Annotated in this window: 26 protein-coding genes; 16 read left to right on the forward strand and 10 right to left on the reverse strand. The window is 67.2% G+C overall.

The window, feature by feature from the left end; translation table 11 throughout:
- Positions 1-4: 4 nt before the first annotated feature.
- A complete protein-coding gene (locus ACFFIO_RS02230) occupies positions 5-673 on the forward strand; it encodes a DUF305 domain-containing protein (protein ID WP_159554185.1) in 669 nt (222 codons plus the stop codon).
- A 167-nt stretch (positions 674-840) separates the two neighbouring features.
- Here ACFFIO_RS02230 and ACFFIO_RS02235 read toward each other — a convergent pair whose 3' ends face one another.
- The gene (locus tag ACFFIO_RS02235) at positions 841-1,446 is read right to left on the reverse strand and encodes a DUF305 domain-containing protein (RefSeq protein ID WP_229672763.1); all 606 of its coding nucleotides are present in this window, start codon (positions 1,444-1,446) and stop codon (positions 841-843) included.
- 115 nt (positions 1,447-1,561) lie between these two features.
- Positions 1,562-1,972, reverse strand: coding sequence for a four-helix bundle copper-binding protein (locus ACFFIO_RS02240; RefSeq protein WP_159554183.1), 411 nt, complete (start codon positions 1,970-1,972; stop codon positions 1,562-1,564).
- Positions 1,973-2,354: 382 nt separating this feature from the next.
- Between ACFFIO_RS02240 and ACFFIO_RS02245 the strand changes: the two genes are divergently transcribed.
- The 9 genes from ACFFIO_RS02245 to ACFFIO_RS02285 all read left to right on the forward strand — a co-directional run bounded on the left by ACFFIO_RS02245 (position 2,355) and on the right by ACFFIO_RS02285 (position 11,851).
- Entirely contained in the window at positions 2,355-3,056 is a 702-nt protein-coding gene (locus ACFFIO_RS02245; RefSeq protein ID WP_159554181.1) for a C40 family peptidase, read from the forward strand.
- A 526-nt stretch (positions 3,057-3,582) separates the two neighbouring features.
- A complete protein-coding gene (locus ACFFIO_RS02250; protein WP_159554179.1) occupies positions 3,583-5,193 on the forward strand; it encodes a gamma-glutamyltransferase in 1,611 nt (536 codons plus the stop codon).
- A gap of 191 nt (positions 5,194-5,384) precedes the next feature.
- Positions 5,385-6,401: a DUF418 domain-containing protein gene (locus tag ACFFIO_RS02255; protein WP_378040014.1), complete on the forward strand. Its 1,017-nt coding sequence runs from the start codon at positions 5,385-5,387 to the stop codon at positions 6,399-6,401.
- Between the two features lie 356 nt (positions 6,402-6,757).
- Positions 6,758-6,970, forward strand: a complete 213-nt coding sequence (locus ACFFIO_RS02260; protein WP_188806897.1) for a heavy-metal-associated domain-containing protein — start codon at positions 6,758-6,760, stop codon at positions 6,968-6,970.
- Positions 6,967-7,188, forward strand: a complete 222-nt coding sequence (locus ACFFIO_RS02265) for a hypothetical protein (RefSeq protein ID WP_188806898.1) — start codon at positions 6,967-6,969, stop codon at positions 7,186-7,188. Before ACFFIO_RS02260 ends, ACFFIO_RS02265 begins: the two co-directional genes overlap by 4 nt.
- Before the next feature lie 64 nt (positions 7,189-7,252).
- Complete coding sequence (locus ACFFIO_RS02270) at positions 7,253-9,574, forward strand: heavy metal translocating P-type ATPase (protein WP_159554175.1); 2,322 nt, start codon at positions 7,253-7,255, stop codon at positions 9,572-9,574.
- Positions 9,575-9,606: 32 nt separating this feature from the next.
- Positions 9,607-9,933, forward strand: coding sequence for a metal-sensitive transcriptional regulator (locus ACFFIO_RS02275; protein ID WP_159554173.1), 327 nt, complete (start codon positions 9,607-9,609; stop codon positions 9,931-9,933).
- A 236-nt stretch (positions 9,934-10,169) separates the two neighbouring features.
- Positions 10,170-10,796 (forward strand): vitamin K epoxide reductase family protein, encoded by a 627-nt coding sequence (locus ACFFIO_RS02280; RefSeq protein WP_159554171.1) that lies wholly within the window; start codon positions 10,170-10,172, stop codon positions 10,794-10,796.
- Between the two features lie 485 nt (positions 10,797-11,281).
- On the forward strand, positions 11,282-11,851 hold the full coding sequence (locus tag ACFFIO_RS02285; RefSeq protein ID WP_159554169.1) for a hypothetical protein: 570 nt from the start codon (positions 11,282-11,284) through the stop codon (positions 11,849-11,851).
- Between the two features lie 62 nt (positions 11,852-11,913).
- Here the strand turns inward: ACFFIO_RS02285 and ACFFIO_RS02290 are convergent.
- A protein-coding gene (locus ACFFIO_RS02290) for an IS5 family transposase (protein WP_159554167.1) occupies positions 11,914-12,808 on the reverse strand; the annotation gives its coding sequence in 2 pieces (ribosomal slippage) (positions 11,914-12,450 and positions 12,452-12,808; 894 coding nt in all).
- Positions 12,809-12,932: 124 nt separating this feature from the next.
- Here ACFFIO_RS02290 and ACFFIO_RS02295 point away from each other — a divergent pair.
- Together ACFFIO_RS02295 and ACFFIO_RS02300 are read left to right on the forward strand one after the other, a co-directional pair.
- Positions 12,933-13,067 carry a hypothetical protein gene (locus ACFFIO_RS02295; RefSeq protein WP_378040015.1) on the forward strand — a complete coding sequence of 45 codons (135 nt, stop codon included), beginning with the start codon at positions 12,933-12,935 and terminating at the stop codon, positions 13,065-13,067.
- 170 nt (positions 13,068-13,237) lie between these two features.
- On the forward strand, positions 13,238-13,360 hold the full coding sequence (locus ACFFIO_RS02300; RefSeq protein ID WP_159554165.1) for a ribbon-helix-helix protein, CopG family: 123 nt from the start codon (positions 13,238-13,240) through the stop codon (positions 13,358-13,360).
- Between the two features lie 112 nt (positions 13,361-13,472).
- On the opposite strand, the gene ACFFIO_RS02305 is transcribed toward ACFFIO_RS02300, so the two are convergent.
- The 3 genes from ACFFIO_RS02305 to ACFFIO_RS02315 form a co-directional block, all read right to left on the reverse strand.
- Entirely contained in the window at positions 13,473-14,243 is a 771-nt protein-coding gene (locus tag ACFFIO_RS02305; protein ID WP_159554163.1) for an SOS response-associated peptidase, read from the reverse strand.
- Positions 14,244-14,516: 273 nt separating this feature from the next.
- Entirely contained in the window at positions 14,517-15,815 is a 1,299-nt protein-coding gene (locus tag ACFFIO_RS02310; RefSeq protein WP_159554161.1) for a Y-family DNA polymerase, read from the reverse strand.
- Positions 15,796-16,191: a LexA family protein gene (locus tag ACFFIO_RS02315; RefSeq protein ID WP_159555310.1), complete on the reverse strand. Its 396-nt coding sequence runs from the start codon at positions 16,189-16,191 to the stop codon at positions 15,796-15,798. Before ACFFIO_RS02315 ends, ACFFIO_RS02310 begins: the two co-directional genes overlap by 20 nt.
- 427 nt (positions 16,192-16,618) lie before the next feature.
- On the opposite strand from ACFFIO_RS02315, the gene ACFFIO_RS02320 reads away from it, so the two are divergent.
- The gene (locus ACFFIO_RS02320) at positions 16,619-16,957 is read left to right on the forward strand and encodes a ribbon-helix-helix protein, CopG family (protein ID WP_159554159.1); all 339 of its coding nucleotides are present in this window, start codon (positions 16,619-16,621) and stop codon (positions 16,955-16,957) included.
- Between the two features lie 34 nt (positions 16,958-16,991).
- Here the strand turns inward: ACFFIO_RS02320 and ACFFIO_RS02325 are convergent, their stop codons facing one another.
- Positions 16,992-17,453 carry a YidH family protein gene (locus tag ACFFIO_RS02325; RefSeq protein WP_159554157.1) on the reverse strand — a complete coding sequence of 154 codons (462 nt, stop codon included), beginning with the start codon at positions 17,451-17,453 and terminating at the stop codon, positions 16,992-16,994.
- A 98-nt stretch (positions 17,454-17,551) separates the two neighbouring features.
- Between ACFFIO_RS02325 and ACFFIO_RS02330 the strand changes: the two genes are divergently transcribed.
- Positions 17,552-18,028: a DUF4307 domain-containing protein gene (locus ACFFIO_RS02330; RefSeq protein WP_159554155.1), complete on the forward strand. Its 477-nt coding sequence runs from the start codon at positions 17,552-17,554 to the stop codon at positions 18,026-18,028.
- A gap of 332 nt (positions 18,029-18,360) precedes the next feature.
- Positions 18,361-18,729 (forward strand): hypothetical protein, encoded by a 369-nt coding sequence (locus ACFFIO_RS02335; protein ID WP_159554153.1) that lies wholly within the window; start codon positions 18,361-18,363, stop codon positions 18,727-18,729.
- A gap of 161 nt (positions 18,730-18,890) precedes the next feature.
- Here the strand turns inward: ACFFIO_RS02335 and ACFFIO_RS02340 are convergent, their stop codons facing one another.
- Genes ACFFIO_RS02340 through ACFFIO_RS02350 form a run of 3 tightly spaced genes read right to left on the reverse strand, consistent with a single transcriptional unit; the run spans position 18,891 to position 21,141 of the window.
- Positions 18,891-19,547: a vitamin K epoxide reductase family protein gene (locus ACFFIO_RS02340; RefSeq protein WP_371300676.1), complete on the reverse strand. Its 657-nt coding sequence runs from the start codon at positions 19,545-19,547 to the stop codon at positions 18,891-18,893.
- Positions 19,548-19,607: 60 nt separating this feature from the next.
- On the reverse strand, positions 19,608-20,345 hold the full coding sequence (locus ACFFIO_RS02345; RefSeq protein WP_159554151.1) for a DsbA family protein: 738 nt from the start codon (positions 20,343-20,345) through the stop codon (positions 19,608-19,610).
- Positions 20,346-20,391: 46 nt separating this feature from the next.
- The gene (locus ACFFIO_RS02350) at positions 20,392-21,141 is read right to left on the reverse strand and encodes a cytochrome c biogenesis CcdA family protein (protein WP_159554149.1); all 750 of its coding nucleotides are present in this window, start codon (positions 21,139-21,141) and stop codon (positions 20,392-20,394) included.
- A 155-nt stretch (positions 21,142-21,296) separates the two neighbouring features.
- On the opposite strand from ACFFIO_RS02350, the gene cmtR reads away from it, so the two are divergent.
- On the forward strand, positions 21,297-21,630 hold a 334-nt coding region (gene cmtR / locus ACFFIO_RS02355; RefSeq protein WP_378040016.1), incomplete at its 3' end, for a Cd(II)/Pb(II)-sensing metalloregulatory transcriptional regulator CmtR.

Genomic DNA, 21,630 nt, shown 5'->3' on the forward strand with positions numbered 1-21,630 from the left:
ACCCATGAAACGCAACACCACCACCCTGGCCGCCCTGGCCTTGGCCTCCGCCCTGGCCTTGACCGCCTGTGGCGGCACCGGTGCCGAGGACAACGGCGCCGGCTCCGAGTCCACCCCGGCCGCCAGCTCGGCTGCTGCCACCTCCACGGCCACAGACACCGCTGCCCCGTCCGCCACGGCTACCGGCTCGGCCGAGGAGATCTCGGCCGAGCATAACGACGCGGACGTGATGTTCGCCCAGATGATGCTCCCTCACCACGAGCAGGCCGTTGAAATGAGCGAGATGCTGCTGGCCAAGGACAACGTCCCGGCCGAAGTCGCGGACTTCGCCCAGCAGGTGATCGACGCCCAGGGACCGGAGATCGAACGCATGAATGCCATGCTCACCGCCTGGGACGCGGAACCCATGGCAGAGATGGAGGGCATGGACCACGGCGGGATGTCCGGGATGATGTCCGAGGAGGATATGGCCGCTCTCGAGGAAGCCCAGGGCACCGAGGCGGCCCGGCTGTACCTGGAACAGATGACAGCCCACCACGAGGGCGCCGTCGACATGGCCCAGGACCAGGTCGACAACGGCCAGAACCCCCAAGCGGTGGCCCTGGCCGAGCAGGTCATCACCGCCCAAGAGGCCGAGATCGCCGAGATGGAGCAGATGCTCGGAAACCTCTGACGGGATCCACGGCCCCCTCTTGATCGGCTCTGCCCGTTCCGCTGCCGCACCAAGGACCTACACGGCCCCCTCCATCCTGGGTGGGGCCGTGTAGGTCCTGGCGCATCGGTTGGACCTCCAACCGACTCGGGATCCCGACATTGCTGGGGGTGCGCCCTGGGGATCCGTCAGTCGGTGGGGCACTGGCGTTCGGCCGGTTCCTCGTAGTCAGGCACGGACCGTGCTTGGGCCTGCTCGGGGGTCGTGACGATCCCGTTGTCCTGGATGTCCTGGATCAGCCAGTCCATCTCGAAGATTTCCCTCCGCTGGGCCTCGCTGATTTCCACGGCCAACTGACACACCCTGACGTCCTCGATACCGGCCCGCTCGGACCTCGTGATGGCCAGCGAGTGGTGTGGAATCATGGCGCGCATGAAATCGCTGTCGTTGACGGTCGCCTGGCTGCGGTCCAGGACGATGCCGCCGCCCAGAAGCACCGCGCTCACGAGCACCACAGCAATGTTCGCCTTCGCGTTCCGGTACATGTTGAGCATCCAGGCCAGCATCACCAGCCCCATCGCCCCGCCCATGGTCAAGGCCATGAACAGCCTGCTCTCACTCCAGCGGACGTGTCCCCACTCCCAGGAACCGGCGAACATCGTCCAATACATGACCACCATGCCGGTCAGGATCATCGCGGCGAACCGCAGGTACATCTTCAGGGAGCGGCTGGGCGCCTGATGACCCCCGCCGCGATCACCACCCTGGTCACTGCTGTGCTCTGTCTTTGACACGTCGAGTTCTCCTTCTGCGGGGATGCTCTTGTACCGCCGGGCCAGTCAGGGCCAGCAGCCGTGGAACACGTGCTGCTGGCCCTGACCGGCATTCCGGCATGGGCCTGGACTGCGCTCAGCCCAAGGAGGCGAGCAACTCGGCGCAGGCCCGCTCGCAGCGCCGGCAAGCCTCAGCACACACCTTGCAGTGCTCATGCATTTCAGCGTGGGAGGCGCACTCGTCCCCGCACGTCTTGCAGGCGGTCCGACACGCCTCGAGCAGGGCACGAGTGGTCTCGACATTGTTGCCGGTCTGCCTGGACAGCACCGCCCCGGTGGTGGCACAGATGTCGGCGCAGTCCAGATTGAACCGGATGCACTGCCTCAGTTCGGCCACCATGTCCTCGGCCAGGCACGCGTCCGCACAGGCCGTACAGGTCTGAGCGCACTCGAAACAGGCCTCGATGCACTCGGCCAACTTCTGCCGGTCGATGTCGCCCAGGTCCTTCGGGTAGGTATCCAGCATCGAGCTCACGTGATGGGTCATGGCTTACTCCTTCATCGGTGCGGTTCGGAAGACGAACCGGCCGGAACCGGCCCGCCATGCAACCGACCGTAGACCCCCGCCCGGCCCGGATAAAGGGCTCAACTTTGAAGATTCCGTGAAGATCCCAGCCGGTCACGGGCTCCGCTCGGGCCGTTCGAGCGGGCGGCTAGGCCCGAGATGACGGCCTTTCCGGTCCCGGCTCAACCCTGCATCGGCTCGGAACTTGGCACTCCGGCAAGTTGCGACCTGATAACGGATCCGTATTGTTGCATAACGTTCTGGTCACGGACCATTTCGGCTAAGTGATAGCTTGCTCGACGCCGAGTTGCGAGGCCGTGGGAGAAGTCCAGAACATGTACGCCAATGTCTACCGAGGTAACCCATGTCCTACCCCACCCGCCGTGCCCGCATCGAGGCTGAGGCCCAGGCCCGCCGTTCCCAGTACCGCCGTTCCCTCACCATGGGTGCGGTTGGCCTGACCACCGTGGTGGGAGCCACGGTGGCCGGCATGGGGCCGGCCGCAGCCAACGAGGGCGCCTACTCCGCGCCCAGCGGCTCCACTGCTAATTCCTGGACGTGGGAGGGCGGTACCGCAGCCGAGACGTCCCGCTCTTCCAGGGTTCACACGCACTCGTCCGGGACCAGCAGTGAGCCGGCCCAGGACATCCAGCGGGCCTCTTACTCCACTGCTTCCTCCAGTAGCACTGGTTGGGGGGCGGCCGTGCAGTGGGCTACGGCCAAGGCTGCCGATCCGGGCGTCGGTTACGTCTGGGGTGGTAATGGCCCGACCGGCTACGACTGCTCCGGCTTCACTCAGAACGCGTTCGCGCAGGCCGGCATTGAGCTGCCTCGGAACTCCAAGGCCCAGTATGCGGCCGCTAGCCAATACGTCTCCCTGGACAACCTCCAGGTCGGTGACCTGGTCTTCTGGTCTAACAACGGCTCGGCCTCCGGGATCTACCACGTGGCCATGTACATCGGCGACGGCAAAATCGCCCACGCTCGCAACCCGCAGATGGGGGTGGCCGTGACGGATGTCGACTACAGCCCCTGGAATATGATGGGCACCGCTGCCCGCTACTGAACGGCACGGGATCAGCCTGCTCGCAAGGTGAAGGCCTGCAGGGCCGATCGGTGCTTGACTGCATCTCTTCCAGTTGGTGGGCTCAGATTAGACGTAGCGGTTAGGCGGGACCCTTGGTGAAGGTCGTCCCGGCCGCGGTCCACACGGGTGCTGAACGAGAAGAGTCCGCTTGTGCAACACATGCTCCCGCGTCGGTCGCAGACCGTTTAGGGAGCTGGTCGGCTGCGTGTCGGTTCTCCCGCGTCGGCGGTGCCTCCGCCGGCGCGGCGAACTGATCTGGGATCGCACGTGGACAAGAATCATTCGTGACTCAAACGTTATATTCCCAGTCCCCGCCGTCGTGAAGGACCTCATGACAAGCATCGCCTTCCGGACCGCCTCTGCCCTGGTCGCAGCACTGCTACTGACATCGTGCAGCGCGCCTTCCCCCGTGCCGAACCTCCCTGGGGAAGCAGACGGCGCCGGCTCCGGCGCTTCCGCCTCTCGCGCGCCCGCTGCCCCATCATCGGCTGCCACCAGCCCGACGATGGAACCCGAGCCGGGACAGCAACTCCAGCAGCACGCCGTGGCTGCGGCCCATCCGGAGGCCGTCGAGGCCGGGATGGACATCCTGGCCCAGGGTGGCAATGCAGCCGACGCCGCTGTGGCCACGGCCTTCGCCGTGGCCGTGGTGGAGCCCTATGCCTCCGGGATCGGTGGCGGGGGATCGGCGATCCTGGCCGGCCCAGGTCGCGAACCGGTCAGCTTCGACTACCGCGAAGTGGTGGCCCAGGACGGCAGGATCCCGGACTCCGGCACGGGCATTCCCGGTTTCGTTGCGGGACTCGCCGAGCTGCATGCCGAGCACGGCGACCTGGACTGGGACCAGGTGCTGGAGCCGGCCATCGGTTTGGCGGGCGATGGCTTCCCCGTCTCGGAGTTCTTGTCTCTTCGGTTGCGTTCCGACTTCGGCCCCGCCTCCATTGAGGGGCTCAACCATTATCATGACGCTTCTGGCGATCCGCTGGCCGCCGGCGACCGGCTGGTTCAGCGGGATCTGGCTCAGACCATGGCCTCCTTGGCCCAGGAGGGACCGGAGTCCTTCTATACCGGCGGCCTGGCTGCGGAGTTGACCAGGGTTGACGGTCTGGACGCCGATTCCCTGGCCGCCTATGAGCCGGAGCAGGTCGTGCCGGTCGGCGGTGTCGTCGGAGACTACGAGGTCCTCTCGGCTGCCCCTCCGCTGCCCGGTGCGGCCCTGGTCCAGCAGTTGCAGCTCGCCGAGGCCTTGGGCATCGACGGCCACGAGCCCGGCAGCCCCGGATACGTAGACCGGCTGTCCGAGGCATGGATCGCGGCCGAGGGTTCGGTGAAGCACCTGATCGGCGACCCGGATTTCGTGGACGTTCCCGTCGATCGGATCACGGATCCCGAAGCCAACGCCCGGATCGCCGAGCAGGTGAATCTGCTGGCCGGCGGAGCCGACGCCAGCGCCTCCACGGGGCCGGACGCCCGCGAGGGCGCCGTGCCCGGTGCCGGGGACGCATTGGTGCAGGCCACCGGTCAGCCCGTGACGGCTGGGAACACGACGCACCTGACTGTGGTGGACCAGGACGGTTTCACGGTGTCGATGACCAACACGCTCACGAGCTTCTGGGGCGGCAGCGAGTCGGAGTACGTGGGAGGGTTCTTCCTCAACAATCAACTCTCCCGGTTCGCCACGGAGGAGTCGGAGGCCAACCAGCCGGAGCCGGGGCGCAAGTCCGTGAGCTGGTCGGCCCCGAGCATGGTGCTCGACGATCAGGGCCGGCCGGTGCTCGGGCTGGGTAGCCCGGGCGGGCACCAGATCCCGAACATCCTCACCGGCGTGCTGGTGGCGTGGGGCCTGCGGGACGCCACGCTGCAGGAGGCCGTGGACGCACCCCGATTCCACCTGCAGGACGGCGTGCTGGCCGTAGAGGAGGAGCCCTCCCCCGAGCTAGCCGAACTGATCGCGGCACGGGACTGGGAACTGCAGCGCACCGAGCGTGACCAAGCGATCTTCGGTTCCGTGCAGGCCCTGGAGATCAACTACGAGACCGGTCAGATTACCGGTGCCAGGGACAACCGCCGGGAAGCAGACGTGGCCATCGCCGACTCCCGGACGGGAGCAGAATGACAGCCATGGGCACTGTCCCCTTTTCCTTCGACCAGCCCGACGGTGAACGGCGGACCCCGCGTCCGTCCGACGGCGGAACCGGTCAACCGGGGCGTGACGCCCACGGATCCAGCGTGGGACGCGCCAGCGACGGACAGTCCGACGGCAGAGGGCAAGGTGGACGACTGGTCGGTCTGGACGTCGCCCGGTCGATGGCAATCATCGGGATGATCGCCGTCAACGTGGGCCCCCGGGGCGCCGACGGCATCCTGGGCACGCTGTACGACCTCCCCCTGGGGCGGGCCTCCCTGCTGTTCATGCTCTTGGCCGGGGTCGGGACATCCATCATGACCCGGTCCGTGCGCGCTCCCAGCGGTGCGTCCATGCCGTGGCGTACCCTCCTGTGGCGGGCGGCGCTGCTGCTGGTCGGCGGCTTGGCCCTGCAGTTGGCTGGCCATGAGGCGAGTGTGATCCTGCCCCTGTATGGGCTCCTTTTTATCGCCTGTCTGCCATTGCTGAAGGCACCCGGCTGGTTGCTGGCCGCCCTGTCCGGCGCATCCCTGGTCCTCGGCCCGCTGGTCTGGCTGGCAGCGCGGAGGGAATCTGACGCGTTCCAGGTCACGGAGCCGACCCTGCTGGACCCACCCGCTGAGATCCTGGGCGGCATCCTCTTCACGGGGTCTTACCCGCTGGTGGTGTGGGCGGCCCCCTTCCTGATAGGGATGCTGCTCGGACGCATCGACCTGAGGAACCCGGCCCTGCACCGACGGCTGGTGTTGTGGGGTGCAGTGGCAGCCGTGGGCGCGTACCTGCTCTCGCAGCTCCTCATCCTGGTCCTGGGCGCGCCGGGCCGGATCGTGGGGCTAGATCGGCTCGTCTCGGCAACCGCCCATTCCCAGATGCCGTTGTGGCTGGTCTCCAGTTCCGGTGCCGCGCTGTTCGTGCTGGGCCTGTGCCTGATGGGGGAAAGGTTCGCGTCCCGGCACCTGTCCGTGTTGGCGGCCACCGGCCGGCTGTCCCTGACCGTCTACGTGGGACACCTACTGGCCCTGGCCGTCATCGTCCGCCCAGGCCCGGGCTCCCTGGCCGAAGGGATCCTGGTCACGGCGGTCCTGTGCACCGCAGCGGTCGTCTTCTCCTGGCTCTGGACCCGACGGTTCCAGACCGGCCCGTTGGAGATACTGTTGCGCCTGCCGCCGCGGAAAACGACATCCGAACGGAACGGGTAACAAGCACCGTCCACTGCCGATATGCGTGCTCAGGATCTCCCGTATCCAGCATTGCGCTGTGTAATCGGCATGAACCGGATCCGACTGGAGCCTGATCACTCCATAGACGAACGCGGCTGCCAAGCCCAAGTCGTTTTGCCTTCTTCCTGAGGTCAGTGGTGTGCGTGCTGGCAATCCACGCTCGACACTTTTGTGCGTGGGTGCCAACGGCACCCACGCTGCCGATCGCGAGCCGGATGGCGATTCCAGCTTGGTCCATTGTCTTTCCCGATGGTGCTTGACAGGGATACCCCCTGCGGGTATAAATAAGACCGTAACGTACCCCCCTGGGGTATAAAGTCCAATCGGGAGAGATCATGAACACCACTGAATTTCAGGTGACCGGAATGACCTGCGGGCATTGCGAGATGTCGGTGCGCGAAGAGGTTGAGGAGGTCCCCGGCGTTGAGTCGGTCGAGGTGAGCCACCAGGACGGGACGCTCGTGGTCACCGGCGCCGAACCCGTCGATGAAACCGCGGTCATCTCTGCGGTGCAGGAGGCTGGCTACCAGGCGGTGCGGTCGGCGTGAATACTGCCGGACGGCTGGGTGCCTACGCTGCGGGGCTGGCGGTGGTCTTCGCTGGTTCCTTCGCGGCCGGCGGAGCCCTAGTGCCGGACGAAACGGTCTCAGCCTGGATACAGCAGGCTGAGGAGCTGCGGATGGACCAGCACCCCGCCGACGGGCAGGAGGAACACCCCGCCCCCGCCGAATCGCCTGAGCCAGCCGACACGGACGACGACCTCTGACTCTGGCCAAGGATCAATGAGTGTGGCCGGACCTCCCGGCGACACCGGAAGAAGGATGAACCCCATGTCTGCACCCCTGGTCACGCCTGAGGCGGGCAGTACCGACGTCGAACTGGTGATCGGCGGAATGACCTGTGCCTCGTGCGCGAACCGGATTGAGCGCAAGCTCAACAAGCTCGAGGGCGTCACCGCAGCGGTGAACTACGCCACCGAGAAAGCCCGGATCAGCGCCCCGGCTGGCTACGACCCCCAGTCCCTGGTCGCCGAGGTTCAGAAGGCCGGCTACGCCGCCACACTGCCCGGCACCGGCCGGCAGGACCAAGACGGGGAAGACGACCACCCCGACGCCGAGCTGGTGTCCCTGCGGCACCGGCTGATCGGCGCCGCGGTGCTGGGCATCCCGGTCATCGCCATGTCGATGATCCCGGCCCTGCAGTTCGAGTACTGGCAGTGGTTGTCCTTGGCGCTGGCCGGACCGGTGATCGTCTGGGCTGGCTGGCCGTTCCACAAGGCCGCCTGGATGAACTTGCGCCAGGGCACCGCCACCATGGACACGCTGATCTCAATGGGCACCATCGCGGCGTTCCTGTGGTCCCTCTACGCCCTGTTCCTCGGCACCGCAGGGACCCCGGGGATGACACACCCCTTCGAGCTGTCCGTGGCCCCCACCGACGGGGCCGGGAACATCTACCTCGAGGTCGCCGCCGGGGTGCTGCTGTTCATCCTGGCCGGCCGCTACTTCGAGAAGCGCTCCAAGCGCCAGGCCGGGGCCGCGCTGCGCGCGCTGCTGGACCTGGGCGCGAAGGACGTGGCCGTGCTGCGCGACGGGGCCGAGACCCGCATCCCCACCGACCAACTGGCCGTGGGCGACGAGTTCGTGGTGCGTCCCGGGGAGAAGTTCGCCACCGACGGCGTCGTGGTCACCGGCCGCAGCGCGGTGGACGCCTCGATGCTCACCGGCGAGTCCGTGCCCGTGGAGGTCGCCGAGGGCGACCCGGTCACCGGGGCGACCGTCAACACCGGCGGCCGGCTCGTGGTCCGCGCCACCCGCATCGGCTCCGACACGCAGTTGGCGCAGATGGCCAGGCTGGTGGAGGACGCCCAAACCGGCAAGGCAGAAATCCAGCGGTTGGCCGACCGGATCTCCGGGGTGTTCGTGCCCATCGTGATCGCCATCGCGGTGGCCACCCTGGCCGCTTGGCTCGGTGCCGGGTTCCCGGCCGCCGCCGCGTTCACCGCCGCCGTGGCCGTGCTGATCATCGCCTGCCCCTGCGCCCTGGGCCTGGCCACCCCCACTGCCCTGCTGGTCGGCACCGGTCGCGGCGCCCAGCTGGGCATCCTCATCAAGGGCCCGGAGGTGCTGGAATCGACCCGCAAGGTCGACACCATCGTGTTGGACAAGACCGGGACCGTCACCACCGGCAAGATGACCCTGCAGGGCGTGCACCCCGCTGCCGGGACCGGCCAGGACGAGCTGTTGCGCCTGGCCGGGGCCGTGGAGGACGCCTCCGAGCACCCGATCGCCCAGGCCATCGCCCGCGGCGCCACCGAACGCGTGGGAGCCCTGCCGGTTCCCGAGGCCTTTGCCAACCACGAAGGCCGCGGCGTGCAGGGCGTGGTCGACGGACACCTGGTCATCGTTGGCCGCGAGACCATGCTGGCCGACTGGTCCCTGACCATGCCGGCGGACCTGGCTGACACGAAGGCCCAAGCCGAGTACACCGGTCAGACGGCCGTCGTCGTGGCCTGGGACGGGCAGGTCCGCGGTGTGCTGGTGGTGGCCGATGCCCTCAAGGCCACCAGCGCCGAGGCGATCGCCCTCTTCCGCAGCCTGGGCCTGAAGCCGATCCTGCTGACCGGTGACAACCGTGCCGTGGCCGAACAGGTCGCCGCCCAGGTGGGCATCGAGGAAGTTCTAGCCGAGGTGATGCCCCAGGACAAGGTCCGCATCATCACCGAGCTGCAGGAGCGGGGGCAGGTCGTGGCCATGGTCGGTGACGGCGTCAACGACGCCGCGGCCCTGGCCCAAGCGGATTTGGGCCTGGCCATGGGCACCGGTACCGATGCGGCCATCGAGGCCGCCGACATCACCCTGGTCCGCGGGGACCTGCGTGCCGCCGCGGACGCGATCAGGTTGTCCCGCAAAACCCTGGGTACGATCAAGACCAACCTGTTCTGGGCGTTCGCCTACAACACCGCTGCGATTCCGCTGGCCGCCCTGGGCCTGCTGAACCCGATGCTCGCCGGGGCGGCCATGGCCTTCTCGTCCGTCTTCGTGGTCGGCAACAGCCTCCGGCTACGTGGTTTCACCAGCAAGGCCGGCACTACCGTGCAGGCCGCCAGTCCAGCGCCGGAATCCCAGCCGGCCCACGCCCTAACCACCTGAAACGTCTGACGCCTGACCGAGTGGAGACCACCATGACCACCCCCGCCGAAGCGACCGAAGCCGCGCACCATGCCGGGCACCACGGATACATCTCCGACAAGGACCGGTACCTGGCCCGTCTTAGGCGCATCGAAGGACAGGCCCGCGGCATCCACCGCATGGTCGAGGAAGAGAAGTACTGCATCGACATCCTCACGCAGGTCTCTGCTCTCACCTCCGCCCTGCGCGGGGTCGCATTGGGACTGCTGGACGACCACATGAAGCACTGCGTCGTGGATGCCGCCCAGCTCGGCGGAGACGAAGCCGAAGCCAAGATGAAAGAAGCCTCGGACGCCATCGCACGTCTCGTCCGCTCCTGACCCGACCGCCAGCACCTCAGAGTCATGCCCACCGTTTAGCGGACGGGCCCCTCGCGATCGCAACAAGGTGGTCCACGACGAAGTCGCCATTGGAGCCCGGTCGGGAGGGTGTACCCCTTCGAGACACTCGCGGTGCCGACGGAAGTGTGCTGTTAGAGAGGAGCCCACAATCACATTGGGACTAACACGGATGACGGGACACCGAGGGGTGCGGGCCAACGACCTACTATGGAACCGTGAATTCTCCCGCAGACGTTGCCCCCGGCACTGAGGCAACTCGCCCCCTGAGCTGGTACGCCCGGCCCTTCGGCACGGCCTGGGTGCTGCTGATCACCGCCCTGCTGGGCCTGTACGGCACCCTCATGCTGGTCATGGAACGGGTGATGCTGTGGAACGATCCGAACCACATCACCAGTTGCGATCTCAATCCCTGGGTGTCCTGCGGCGAGGTCATGAAGACGTGGCAGTCCCAGCTGTTCAACTTCCCCAACCAGTTCATCGGCATGGTGGCATTCCCGATCGTCATCACCATCGCCATGGGCCTCTTTGCCCGGGCTCGGTTCGCCCGCTGGTTCTGGATCGGCATGAACCTCGGAGTCCTGGCCGGCTTCGTCTTCATCGTCTGGCTGTGGAGCCAGGCCGTCTACGAGATCAACATCCTCTGCCTGTACTGCATGGTCGTCTGGGCCGGCATGATCCCCCTCTTCGTCCTGCTGACGTCCCGGAACCTCCAGCACGGTGTGATCCCCGCGTCTGCCAGGGTTAAGAAGTTCGCCGCGGAGTGGTCCTGGCCGATCATCGTCCTGCTCTACGTGGGCGTGCTGGCCTCGATCATGCTGCGCTTCTCCAACGCTTTCTTCTAAATCGAAGCACCTCCCCGTCGCGAAAACGTGCCAGCTGAAGAACTGGCGGTCTTCTGTCTCCATGCCCTCACCCTGGCCGGCATGCGCCCACAGTCGTGACATGACCCTGGGCAGGTGGTCCCCACCGTGGAGGGACGACGCGCACCCGGACTGCAGGGACCTTGCCGGATCGTGGATTGCGGCCGCCGTGTCCACCGGTAGTCGTGTCCCGGAGGCTAAGTTGGACGCACCCGGCGCCGGGGACGGCGCCGAGGCCCGAGTCGCAGGAGGCGGAGTGTTTCGACCCACTGACGGACGGTCCTCTCGCCTCGGCCTACTGCAGGCCACCGCTGACGCCGTGTTACAGGGCGGCGGCCCCCTGCCGGGGCATCGGTGCACGTGGGACTTGACTATGATCCTCGGTGACACGAACGGCCCCCGCCGGCGACCACGGATCTAGAATGAGGTCCTGTGACGTGTACCACGCAGCCTGAGGGGGTATCGGGATGAGGGCGTGGCTTTCGCGCACCCGTGGCGGCCTCCGCAAGCAGTCGGCCGGCGGTATGGCCGGTCACGCCCGCCGTCATGGCGGGCCGCGTCGGGCGAGGGCGGTCCGCCGGGTCTGCGCCCTGCTGGCCGCTACTGGACTGGCGGTGGTGGTCGCCGGCTGCGCTGGGCCCGGCCAGGGGCAGCCCCCGGAACCGGTCCTGGGGCACGGCGAGCAGTTCTCGGTGGGTGTCTTCGAGCCTCGGGCCGGCCGGGTCGGCGCGCCCCGCGCGGGGACGCTGGTCGTGCACGAGGGCGGGTGCCTGGCCCTGCGGCACTCCCCCGCCGCCGGCGGTGGGACCCGGGTGGTGGCCGTCCCGGTGGGCAGTTCCGTGTCCGAGCGGGGCACGGTGTACGTTGTGGCCGGCGACGCCGACCGCAACGACGGGCCGGTCATGGCCGGGCATGTGGGAGCCCAGGTCCGGTTCAAAGGCCCCGAGGTGGTCCTGGGCGAGGTGGGCGGCAAAGGCGTCTTCATGCCGCCGGGCTGTAGAGCCGACGGCACTCGGATCCTGTTGGTCAAGCCCTGAAGGCCGCACTGCTCGGGCAGGCAACGGCGTCGTGAGTCCCCGGGCTGGCGTTGGGCAGCCGCCTAGGGCGTGTCTCCTAATGCCTTGAGCCAGATGGTGATGGCGCGCAGTACCACGCCGCCGCGGTAGGTCAGCGCGAGCTTGTCATAGCGGGTGGCCAAGGCCCGCCACTGCTTGAACACGTTGAAGGAGCGCTCCACCACGTTGCGGCGCTTGTAGGCCTCGGGGTCGTAACCGACGGGCCGTCCGCGCTTGGCACCGCGGCGGGTACGGTTGGCGATCTGGTCGGCCCGTTCCGGGATCACCGCCTGCACACCCTTGCGGCGCAGCAGCGCCCGGATGGCCTTGGAGGAGTAGGCCTTGTCGGCCAGGGCCCGCACCGGGGTGGTCCGGGGCCGTCCCCTGCCGGTGCGGGGCACGTACAGGCCGGCCAGGACGTGTTCGAACATCGGGGCGTCCCCGCCCTGGCCCGGGCCGAGCAGTATCACCAGCGGGCGCATGTTCCCGTCGCACAGGTGGTGGATCTTGGTGCTCAGCCCGCCCCGGGAGCGGCCGATCGCGTGGTCAGGCGGCTCCTGGCGCTGTTTCATGTAGTTCGTCAGGTCCCCCTGTGCTGCGCGTCAGGTTCGTGGCGTGCTGGTGCGCGCGGTTGATGGTCGAGTCGACCGAGACCTCCCAGTCGATCAGGCCGGCTGCGTCCGCGTGCCCGAGCAGCGCGGTGAGGATGGCGTCCCAGGTTCCGTCGCCGCTGAACCGGCGGTGGCGCTTCCAGATGGTCTGCCACGGGCCGAAGCACTCCGGCACATCGCGCCAAGCGATCCCGGTCCGGTACCGGTAGATGATGCCCTCGACCACCACCCGGTGGTCCCGGAACGGCCGGCCCGCCCCGGTGGCCGAGGGCATCAATGGCTCGATCAGCGCCCACTGCTCGTCGGTCAGGGCTTCAGTGCGTGTCACTCGTCCAGCATGTCAACGCGACCAGCCACCCATTAGGAGACACACCCTAGGCGGCTACCACGACACCGTCACCCCGCGGGCCGAAACCGCCAGCGTTGACGAACTCCGCGACACCGGACTGCTGATGGTCCCGTTGATCCCCAACCGCACCATCGTGCAGGAGGCCAGGACCGCACGCTCCTGGTACGGCGACTACCGAAAGGGCCGCCCCGTCGTCGACGCATACACCGAGATCACCAGGAAGGTCCTCAGCGCATGAGCACCCAACCAGACCGCCCCGAAACCTTGCCCCGCCGCAACCGGCCTCAACCGGCTCCAGATGAGGCGGTTGACCCCGTCGTGCCCACGGTTCGCACCAGTGAAGGTCAGCCGTCCCAGGTGCAGGCCCCGGCAGGGTCGGCCCGAACAACCCGGCGAGGGCAAGCCACCGTGCAGCTCGGAGTTCGCGTCACTGAGGACATCGCAGACCTCGTCGCGGCAGAAGCTGACCGTCGCGGCATCAGTCAACGCGCCGTCGTCGAAGAAGCGCTCCGCGCCCACCTCGGCGGCTGATCCTGTGACGGCTGACTTCCGCGATGCGTCAGTCCGCCCACACCGCCAACGGCATCAGTTGGGAACTACCTGGGGCCGCTGAGGACGAAGCCCGGGCGATCACCGACGCGAGCTAACCCAGACCCTGAATCAGCTCAGGTCCGTTGTTGCGCACGTTGCCTATGGCGGTCCCGACTTCGGTCAGGGTCCATGCTGAGGCGGTCTGGTAGGCCTGGTTCCGCACGTGCTCGACCAGTGCTTCGGCTTCGCCTGCGGAGGCTAGCTTCTCGGGGTTCAGCCAGGTGTGCATGGTGTCGCGGTCCATGGGCAGGGGTAGGCGGTCGTGCAGGCCGGCCAGTTGTTCCAAGGTGGCCTCGCCGGTGCCGGTCTTGGGGGAGGGGCCGGTCAGGATGGTGCAGCTCAGAAGCCACCTGCCCTCATCGCCCTCCGCATCAGCCGGGTCTTTCCACCACTCGTAGAGCCCGGCGAAGTAAATCAGGGAGCCGTCTGCGGGGTGAACGAAGAAGGGCCGCTTCGGTGTGCCCTTGGGTGCATCTGCGGGGGGTTTGAGCCATTCGTAGTACCCGTCGACCGGGACCGCGCACCGTTTGGCTTTCACGGCAGCGCGAAAGGTTGGTTTCGTGGAGACGGTTTCCGAGCGGGCGTTGAAGGCCCGCGAGCCGACGGATACGTCCTTGGCCCATGGCGGGACCAGGCCCCATCGGGCCACGTGGATTTCCCGGCGGGTCTCGTCCTCGATCGCTCGTTCTAGGATGATGGGAACCTCGCTGGTCGGTGCGACGTTCCAGTTCGGTCGAAGCACCAGCTCTTCCTCGGGCTCGACCGCACCGGCATCTGCCACCAGGTCGCCGATGGCTCGGGCCATCACATACCGTCCACACATGAGGCCCAGTCTGCCGCACGCGCTCCTGCGGGCCGAGGGCACAAAGGCCGAACGGATGAACATCACTGCCTCCATCGAGACTATCCCCGACGATGACACGGGTCGTGGAGATCGGCAGGCCGATGAGCTGCCGGTTGAGGCCGAGTCCTATGAGGCGGGGGTTGCCGCGCTGCGTGCCCGGGTGCCTGAGGGCTGGTGGATCATGAATCTGCGGCGCACCGAGTACAAAGCCGAAGACCCCTCACCACTGGTCCCGGGGTCTGCGGGAGTCCTTCACAGGCGGACAGTGACGAGCTCGTCCCAATGGGTGGTGGCCCTGGGGGAGAGCATGGCCCGGCGCATCTGCCACGACGGCGGTGTTCCGAGGCCGCCGTATCCCAGGCCGACGCTCCCGACCCCGAAGCGGGCCACCACGGCGTCCAGGGTGGGGCCGAGATTGCGGCCCTCCCCGGGTGGGCCGAGGCCGGGCAGGGTCTCGGCCTGGCCTGCGGGGCGCAGATCGGTGAGCACGACGCCAGCCCGCACGTACCGGGTGCCCGGGCGGATCAGCTCGGCCAAGCCCAGGGATCCACGAGCGATCGTCACTGGCTCTGCCGTGGGCACGGGTAGGACGGCGCTGATCTGGGGCGAGTGGGGTTCCTGGTCCGTGGCGAACGGCGAGGTCGACGCCCAAGCGGTAAGGACCCGGGCTTCTTGTCCGGCATTGCGTAGCCGGGAGGCGAGTTGCTGGGCGTAGATGGAGAGGACTTGGCGCATGGCCGGGGTGGTGGTGACCGGTTCCGAGAAGGATCGGGAGTAGATGAGCTGGTCTTTGTACTGGCGAGGTTCTTCCTCGAGGGGGATGCACGGGGTGCCGCGCAGTTCGCGCACGGTGCGCTCCAGGACCACCGAGAACCGCCGGCGCATCTGCCCGGGGTCTTGGGCGGCGAGGTCTGCGGCGGTATGGATATTCAGATTCGCTAGGCGGCGGCCCAGCCGGCCGGCCACGCCCCAGAGATCAGTGACGGGGATGCTGGCCAGAATGGTGTCTCGTTGGGTGGGGGAGTAGGCCCCGAAGTGACACACTCCGACCCGGGACAGCGGGGCGGAACGCTTCACCCCGAGGAGGGCAACCTTCGCCAACGTCTTGGTGGGGGCGATGCCCACGCGCACCGGAATCCCGGTGCAGCGGGCCACGTCCTCGCGGATACGCCGGCCGGCCTGGATCACCTCTTCGACGGTGCCGCGCAGGCTGATGAAGGACTCGTCGATGCTGTAGACCTCCTGCCAGGCGGCGTGCCGGCCGATGACCTCCATGACCCTCGCCGAGAGGCTGCCGTAGAGCTCGTAGTTGGAGGACCGTGCCACGATCCCCTGGGTGGCGGCGACGGGCTCGAGCTTGAACCACGGGATCCCCATCGGGACCCCCAGTACCTTGGCCTCCTGGGACATGGCCACCACGCAGCCGTCGTTGTTGGACAACACCACCACCGGGCGGTCCTCCAGGCGCGGGTCGAAGACCCGCTCACACGAGGCATAGAAGCTGGCGCAGTCCACCAGAGCGATCACGGCCTCACGAGGTGCGGGAGACATGATGCAGTGCCACCGTGACCACACCCCAGACCCGCAGATCCGAGAGCGAGGGAACGGCAATGTCGGGATACGCCGGGTTCTCCGAGGAGAGCACCACCCGGTCCGCTTCGATTCTGAGCCGTTTCACGGTCAGTTCGCCATCAAGCACGGCGATCACCACGTGGCCGTGCTGGGGGCGGATCGAGCGGTCCACCACCAGTTCGTCGCCGTCCCAGATCCCGGCACCGGTCATGGAGTGCCCTCGCGCCCGCACTAGGTACGTCGAGGCCCGGTTGGGCATCAGGTGATCCGTCAGATCAATCTCGGCGGTGGTGTAGTCCTGGGACGGCGAGGGGAAGCCGGCCTCCACCACGCCGTCATTGACGCGCGTTCGCAGCTGCTCCCCGAGCCCTTCGGCGAGAGCCCGGACCTCGGTTGCCAGCAAGCCCTCACCTCACGCGAATCGAAAGTATGTTCGATTGCCAATCGTGCATGTGGTAAGCAGGCGGCAATTCCACCCGAGGGCTATGTAGCCGCATTTTGTGCTACAGTTTAGGAATGGGGGTGGAGCGGACGCGTAGCGCTGACAAGCACGGGATAACCCGAGAGGGTGCGCTCTGCGCCATGATGCATGCCGAGGTGACAGCAGAAATCGAGGGCGAGCCAGGGGATCAGACCATCGTGTATATCGGCCACTCGCATGGGCGGACTGAGCGCTACCTCGAAGTGATCGCGGCCCACTAACCACCCCGCACCGTCGTCGTCTTCCACGTCGTGGACCTCACCGATCAGTTCCGATACCTATTGCATGAAGGAGAAGCGCCATGACCGCCGATACGTACGAAGAGCTGGCCGGCCGGGCTGCGCGTGGAGACCTGACCGTGAAGCCGGGCACCATTCGGCGCGGCGAGGATGCCCGCCCCGATGCGCGCCACGCTCTCGTGGAAGCAACTGGAGCGGCAAGCCCACAGGAGGCCGTGCGGCTGGCCGTGGGGCGGCCGCCGGCCGGGACGAAACGAGGGCCCTCACCTGTCGTTCGGGCCCGCGTGCCGCAGGCCCTGAAGGATCGCGTGCATGCTCTTGCGGAGCGCGAGCAGCGCGACGAGTCCGACATCGTGCGTGAGGCCGTCGCTGCGTACCTCGAGCTGCGACATGTTTCCTGACCCTGGGTGGTAATCGTCCCTGGGCGACGGAGCGTTACCCGGTGCTGTCGGTGGCCGCGCCGCTCAGGTCGCGATTGATCTGCGGTTCGCCGGAGTCCTCGAAGATGATGAGGACATCCTGATGGACGGTGCCGTCCGGCATGGTGATGTCGGCGCGGAGTGCATTGCCGCGCCAGCCCTTATCTTCGACTGATTCGACCCCGTACTTGTTGGCGACATTTTCCTGGATGTTGGACTGCGAGGCGAAGTGTCCGTAGATCGAATAGGCGAGAGTCGCCAGACCGAGCACGAGAATGCCTGCACCCGCGAACACCTCGCGGACGGCGTCTTTGATCCGGTCCGGCCCGGCGTAGCGGGCGTCCTCGTCATCCAAGTGGGCTTGGTAGCGTTTGCGGCGCCACAGCCCGTGGGCGAGGACCGCCAGCCCCGCGATCGTCACGAGTGTGCCGATCCATTGGGTGACGAGTGGGGTCTGGAGGTCGATCGGGGCGTACATGACTTTATTGTCTCCCGGATGCCCCAGCCGGGAGTCTTCTGGTCGTGTACCAGTCGCGGGACAAGGCGGCCGGGAGGCCGGGCCTATCATGGGCCACTATGGATCCAGCACCCCAGAAGCCGGCGGATCATGTGCCGGTTGATAGCTTTGCGAACCGATATGGGCGGACCCAGCGTGCTCGGCCGTCATTCGGGTCCCGCTGGGGCAAATGGATTGCCGTCACCGCCCTAGTGCTCGCCGTGGCCGCTACTGCCTGGTTGGCATTCCCGACCTCGCAGGACTCTCTGTCCTGGAAAGACGTCGGCTACGCCATTGACTCCCCGACCCGGGCCTCGGTGACGTTCGAAGTCACCAAAGATTTCGAAGACACCGTGGCCTGCGCCATTCAAGTGCTTTCCGAAAACTATGCCATCGTGGGCTGGCGGACCGTCACCATCGGTCCGGCGAAGGTCGAGGATGCCACAGGCGGTTCCCTTCCCTCGGACAAGTCTCAGTACTACGACGTCAACCTGCGCACCGATTCTCTCGGGGTGAACGGCGGCGTCAACTCCTGCTGGATCGAGCAGGACGTCTGAGCCTGGATCTCCTGCCTGCACCTCATTCACCGCACCTCCATCGCGCCCCCTGAGTACTGGTCGCCTGATGAAAAGGGTTCGCCCGCCTCTCGAAGGACCCCCTCGAGAAGGCGGCCGCGATACCCTGTCGCCGGTCGCTTGATACCTCTTCGCCGGGCATGACATCAGGGACTGGGGTGGGGCGCCCCCGGCATTCCATAAGTCGTCGAAGAGCTGGAGGAGCCGCCGACCCTCAGGAGAAGCAACATCAGGCTCCGAGGCGGCGGGCGGAAATCCGGTTCTACTACACTGCGTAGAAGTAGTTTTGGTCATCATCTGCCTAAGGAAGCGCTATGCGTCGCCTCACCCTCGGACTCAGCGTCCTTCTCATCGCCATTGGTTCCATCGCCTATATCGCCACGTCGTTCGCCAGCTGGACAGCACTGATCCCGGCCTTGCTCGGAGTCGTGATCTTGATTGCAGGTCTTATCAGCTTGAAGAAGCAGAAGCTCGGTGTCCACCTTGCCCTGGCCGTCGCCGTGCTCGGCGTGCTCGGCACATCGATGAACGTCCTGCAGCTCGGCGCGCTGATCGCCGGCGACGCGGAGCGTCCGACGGCTGTGCTCATCAGCACGATTACCTTCGCCCTGCTCATCTTGTACGTGGCGCTCGGCATCCACTCGTTCGTCACTGCCCGCCGCTGGAAAGCCGCGGAGGCCTGACCACCAGCATGGCTGAGGGCCCCGTCAGCGTTCCTTGTCTGGGCGGTAAGGGCCCCCAGCTTTATCGCCAGAAGGAGGCTGCCGCAGCCGGGAGGCCGTGCTCCGTACGAGGATCAACTGGGTGGTGAAGCTGCGGGAGTTGGCAGTTCAATCAGACCCGGTCAGGGGCCGGTGAAGGCGGGGAGGAACTGGATGAAGACGGAGCCGGCGACGCCGACGTAGACGACGGCGATGAGGGTCCCGGCCCAGCCGGTGGCGAACCGGGCCACCGCCGGCGGGGCGGGGATCACGCCGTGGGCGAGGTTGCGGGCGGTGAGCAGGATGAACAGCGGGATCATGGCCGCCCAGACGATCATGCAGTACAGGCACAGGATGTAGATCTCGTACAGGGCTTGGAACCAGAGCCAGGTCACGAAGGCCATCCCTAGGGTGACCCCGGCCTGCAGTCCGGCCCAGTACCACCGGCCGGGTCGGGCCCCGGAGAGCACCACCATCGCGGTGGCCAGGACCACGGCGAAAGCGACGATGCCGATCAGCGGGTTGGGGAACCCGAATAGCTCGGACTGCCAGGTGCCCATCACCCGCCCGCAGGACACCCAGGGGTTGATGTCACAACTGGTGACGTGGCCAGGGTTCTCGTACAGGGCCAGGCGCTCGAGCACGAGGATGGCCGAGGCGATCCAGCCCACGGCTCCGGTGACCAACAGGATCAGCCCGAAGGTCCGATGGTCGGCGAACCAGGCCCGGGCGGGTGCCATCGCTGCTGGCGAGGGGGATGGCTTCGAGGGATGGGTGGAAATGGTCGAGCGTTCGGTCATGGTGGAGGGCTTTTTCTGGTCTCGGTCCACGGTCAGAAGGCGTTGCCGGCGGCAAGCCACCTAGTCCTGGACAGCGGCTTCAACGGCGGCGGTGAACTCTTCCAGGGTGGACGGGGCGAGCTGCTCGCCGTCGAGGTAGAACGTCGGGGTCCCGGAGACTCCCAAGGCGGTGCCGTCGGCGACATCAAGCTCAACACGTTCCCGGGTCGCCGGATCCGCCACGGCGGCATCGTAGGCAGCCATGTCCAGGCCGAGGTCCTCGGCATAGCCGCGGAACACATCGCTGCGGTCCTCCGTGGTGTGGCTCCACTCGGTCTGGGTCTCGAACATCCGCTGATACATCGGCTCGTAAGCATCCTGCTGGGCAGCGGCCTCCACAGCCACGGCCGCGGTGACCGAGTTCGGGTGGCCCGGCAGCGGGAAGTAACGGTTCACGAAGGTGACGGTGTCCGCATACTCCGCCCGTAACTCCTCGACAAAGGGATAGGCCGCGGCGCAGCCCTCACATTCGAAGTCCAGGAACTCCACCAGCACGGCCTTCTCGTTCGGCGCCTGGGAGAGCACCCGGCTGTTCTCCCGGACCAGCTGCCCGCCCTCTTGGCTCGGTTGTCCGGATTCCTGACCGGTGGACGCGCTGGCGTCTTGCGGTGGGGTGGTGGTGGCGCCGCGGGCCACGAAATAGCCGATGGTGCCGCCGACGATGACCAGGGCCAGCAGGACCCAGACCACGATCTTGGCCCGGCGCTGCCGGGACGGGGCGGAGTCGGCCTTGGTCGGGGTGGGGTCGGTGGAAGTCATGGTCGGTCCTATCCGGTCGGGTGTGGTCTCGAGAGTAGGGAGGGGTTTAGACGGGGGTGGTGAAGGTGCCGGCGAGGTTCTGCAGCTGGTAGATCCACAGGGTCCAGATCCCGGTGACCATCAGGACCCCGACGAGCACCAGCAGGATTCCGCCGATGATGTTGAAGGCCCGGATGTGACGGCGGACGAAGCCCAGGGTGCGGGTGACCCAGTCCAGGCCCATCGCGACCAGCACGAAGGGGATGCCCAACCCGAGGCAGTAGAGGAAGCCCAGCAGGGCCCCGCGCCAGGGGTCCCCGGTGGTGGTGCTCAATGCCAGCACGGCGCTCAGGGTGGGGCCCATGCAGGGGGTCCAGCCGAGGCCGAAGACCACTCCGAGCAGCGGAGCGCCGGCGATGCCGGTCTTCGGCTGGAAGGACATCTTCTTGGTGCCCTGCAGAAAGGGCAGCCAGCCGACCAACACCAGGCCCATGAGAACGACGAATACCCCCAGGATCCGGATCAGCAGGTCCTGCCACTGCAGCAGCCAACCACCGATCACTCCGAAGGCGGCCCCGTAGGCGGTGAAGACCGCGGCGAAACCGAGGATAAACAGTCCCACCCCGGTCATCACCCGGCGCCGGTTGTCTTCCCGGCGCGGGTCGGCTAACCCGGAGACGTAGCCGAGGTAGCCGGGGACCAGGGGAAGAATGCAGGGGGAGAGGAAGGAGACCAGGCCGGCCACCGCGGCCAGTGGCATGGCGACCAGCAGGGCCCCGGACTGGACCGTTTCGGCAAAGAATCCGCCGATGCTCATGCTGCCCTCCCGAGGGGCGTCCTCCGGAGACCAGGATGAAGTGGGGGGCGTCGGTGACAGGCGGTCACGTACGGTCCTCTCTGCTACGGCGTGCGGGGCTCCGCATCGGCCGGGGCCCCGCACGACACTACATCAGGTGCTGTATAGTTCAGCGCATGCTGACTATTGCCACGCGACTGGATGTGATGCACCGGCTGGGGCGGGCGATGGCCGATCCCACTCGGTCCCGGATTCTACTGTCCCTGCTGGAGTGCCCGGGATATCCGGCGGAGTTGGCCCGGGATCTGGGGTTGAGTCGGTCGAACGTGTCCAACCACCTGACCTGCCTGCGGGACTGCGGGATCGTGGCCGTCGCGCCCGAGGGGCGCCGCACCCGGTACGCGATCGCCGATGCACACCTGACCCGCGCGCTGACCGCCCTAGTCGAGGTGACCCTGGCCGTGGATGCCTCCGCCCCGTGCATGGACCCGGGCTGCTCGGTGCCCGGGT

This window comes from Citricoccus parietis (assembly GCF_042433045.1).
Taxonomy (GTDB): Bacteria; Actinomycetota; Actinomycetes; order Actinomycetales; family Micrococcaceae; genus Citricoccus; species Citricoccus parietis.

Excerpts from the sequence above, each read along its gene's own strand:
- ACFFIO_RS02230 (WP_159554185.1), top strand. The coding sequence starts at position 5 with ATGAAACGCAACACCACCACCCTGGCCGCCCTGGCCTTGGCCTCCGCC.
- ACFFIO_RS02240 (WP_159554183.1), bottom strand. The coding sequence starts at position 1,972 with ATGACCCATCACGTGAGCTCGATGCTGGATACCTACCCGAAGGACCTG.
- ACFFIO_RS02245 (WP_159554181.1), top strand. The coding sequence starts at position 2,355 with ATGTCCTACCCCACCCGCCGTGCCCGCATCGAGGCTGAGGCCCAGGCC.
- ACFFIO_RS02250 (WP_159554179.1), top strand. The coding sequence starts at position 3,583 with ATGGAACCCGAGCCGGGACAGCAACTCCAGCAGCACGCCGTGGCTGCG.
- ACFFIO_RS02255 (WP_378040014.1), top strand. The coding sequence starts at position 5,385 with ATGGCAATCATCGGGATGATCGCCGTCAACGTGGGCCCCCGGGGCGCC.
- ACFFIO_RS02260 (WP_188806897.1), top strand. The coding sequence starts at position 6,758 with ATGAACACCACTGAATTTCAGGTGACCGGAATGACCTGCGGGCATTGC.
- ACFFIO_RS02270 (WP_159554175.1), top strand. The coding sequence starts at position 7,253 with ATGTCTGCACCCCTGGTCACGCCTGAGGCGGGCAGTACCGACGTCGAA.
- ACFFIO_RS02275 (WP_159554173.1), top strand. The coding sequence starts at position 9,607 with ATGACCACCCCCGCCGAAGCGACCGAAGCCGCGCACCATGCCGGGCAC.
- ACFFIO_RS02285 (WP_159554169.1), top strand. The coding sequence starts at position 11,282 with ATGAGGGCGTGGCTTTCGCGCACCCGTGGCGGCCTCCGCAAGCAGTCG.
- ACFFIO_RS02295 (WP_378040015.1), top strand. The coding sequence starts at position 12,933 with ATGGTCCCGTTGATCCCCAACCGCACCATCGTGCAGGAGGCCAGGACC.
- ACFFIO_RS02305 (WP_159554163.1), bottom strand. The coding sequence starts at position 14,243 with ATGTGTGGACGGTATGTGATGGCCCGAGCCATCGGCGACCTGGTGGCA.
- ACFFIO_RS02310 (WP_159554161.1), bottom strand. The coding sequence starts at position 15,815 with ATGTCTCCCGCACCTCGTGAGGCCGTGATCGCTCTGGTGGACTGCGCC.
- ACFFIO_RS02320 (WP_159554159.1), top strand. The coding sequence starts at position 16,619 with ATGACCGCCGATACGTACGAAGAGCTGGCCGGCCGGGCTGCGCGTGGA.
- ACFFIO_RS02325 (WP_159554157.1), bottom strand. The coding sequence starts at position 17,453 with ATGTACGCCCCGATCGACCTCCAGACCCCACTCGTCACCCAATGGATC.
- ACFFIO_RS02330 (WP_159554155.1), top strand. The coding sequence starts at position 17,552 with ATGGATCCAGCACCCCAGAAGCCGGCGGATCATGTGCCGGTTGATAGC.
- ACFFIO_RS02335 (WP_159554153.1), top strand. The coding sequence starts at position 18,361 with ATGCGTCGCCTCACCCTCGGACTCAGCGTCCTTCTCATCGCCATTGGT.
- ACFFIO_RS02340 (WP_371300676.1), bottom strand. The coding sequence starts at position 19,547 with ATGACCGAACGCTCGACCATTTCCACCCATCCCTCGAAGCCATCCCCC.
- ACFFIO_RS02345 (WP_159554151.1), bottom strand. The coding sequence starts at position 20,345 with ATGACTTCCACCGACCCCACCCCGACCAAGGCCGACTCCGCCCCGTCC.
- ACFFIO_RS02350 (WP_159554149.1), bottom strand. The coding sequence starts at position 21,141 with ATGAGCATCGGCGGATTCTTTGCCGAAACGGTCCAGTCCGGGGCCCTG.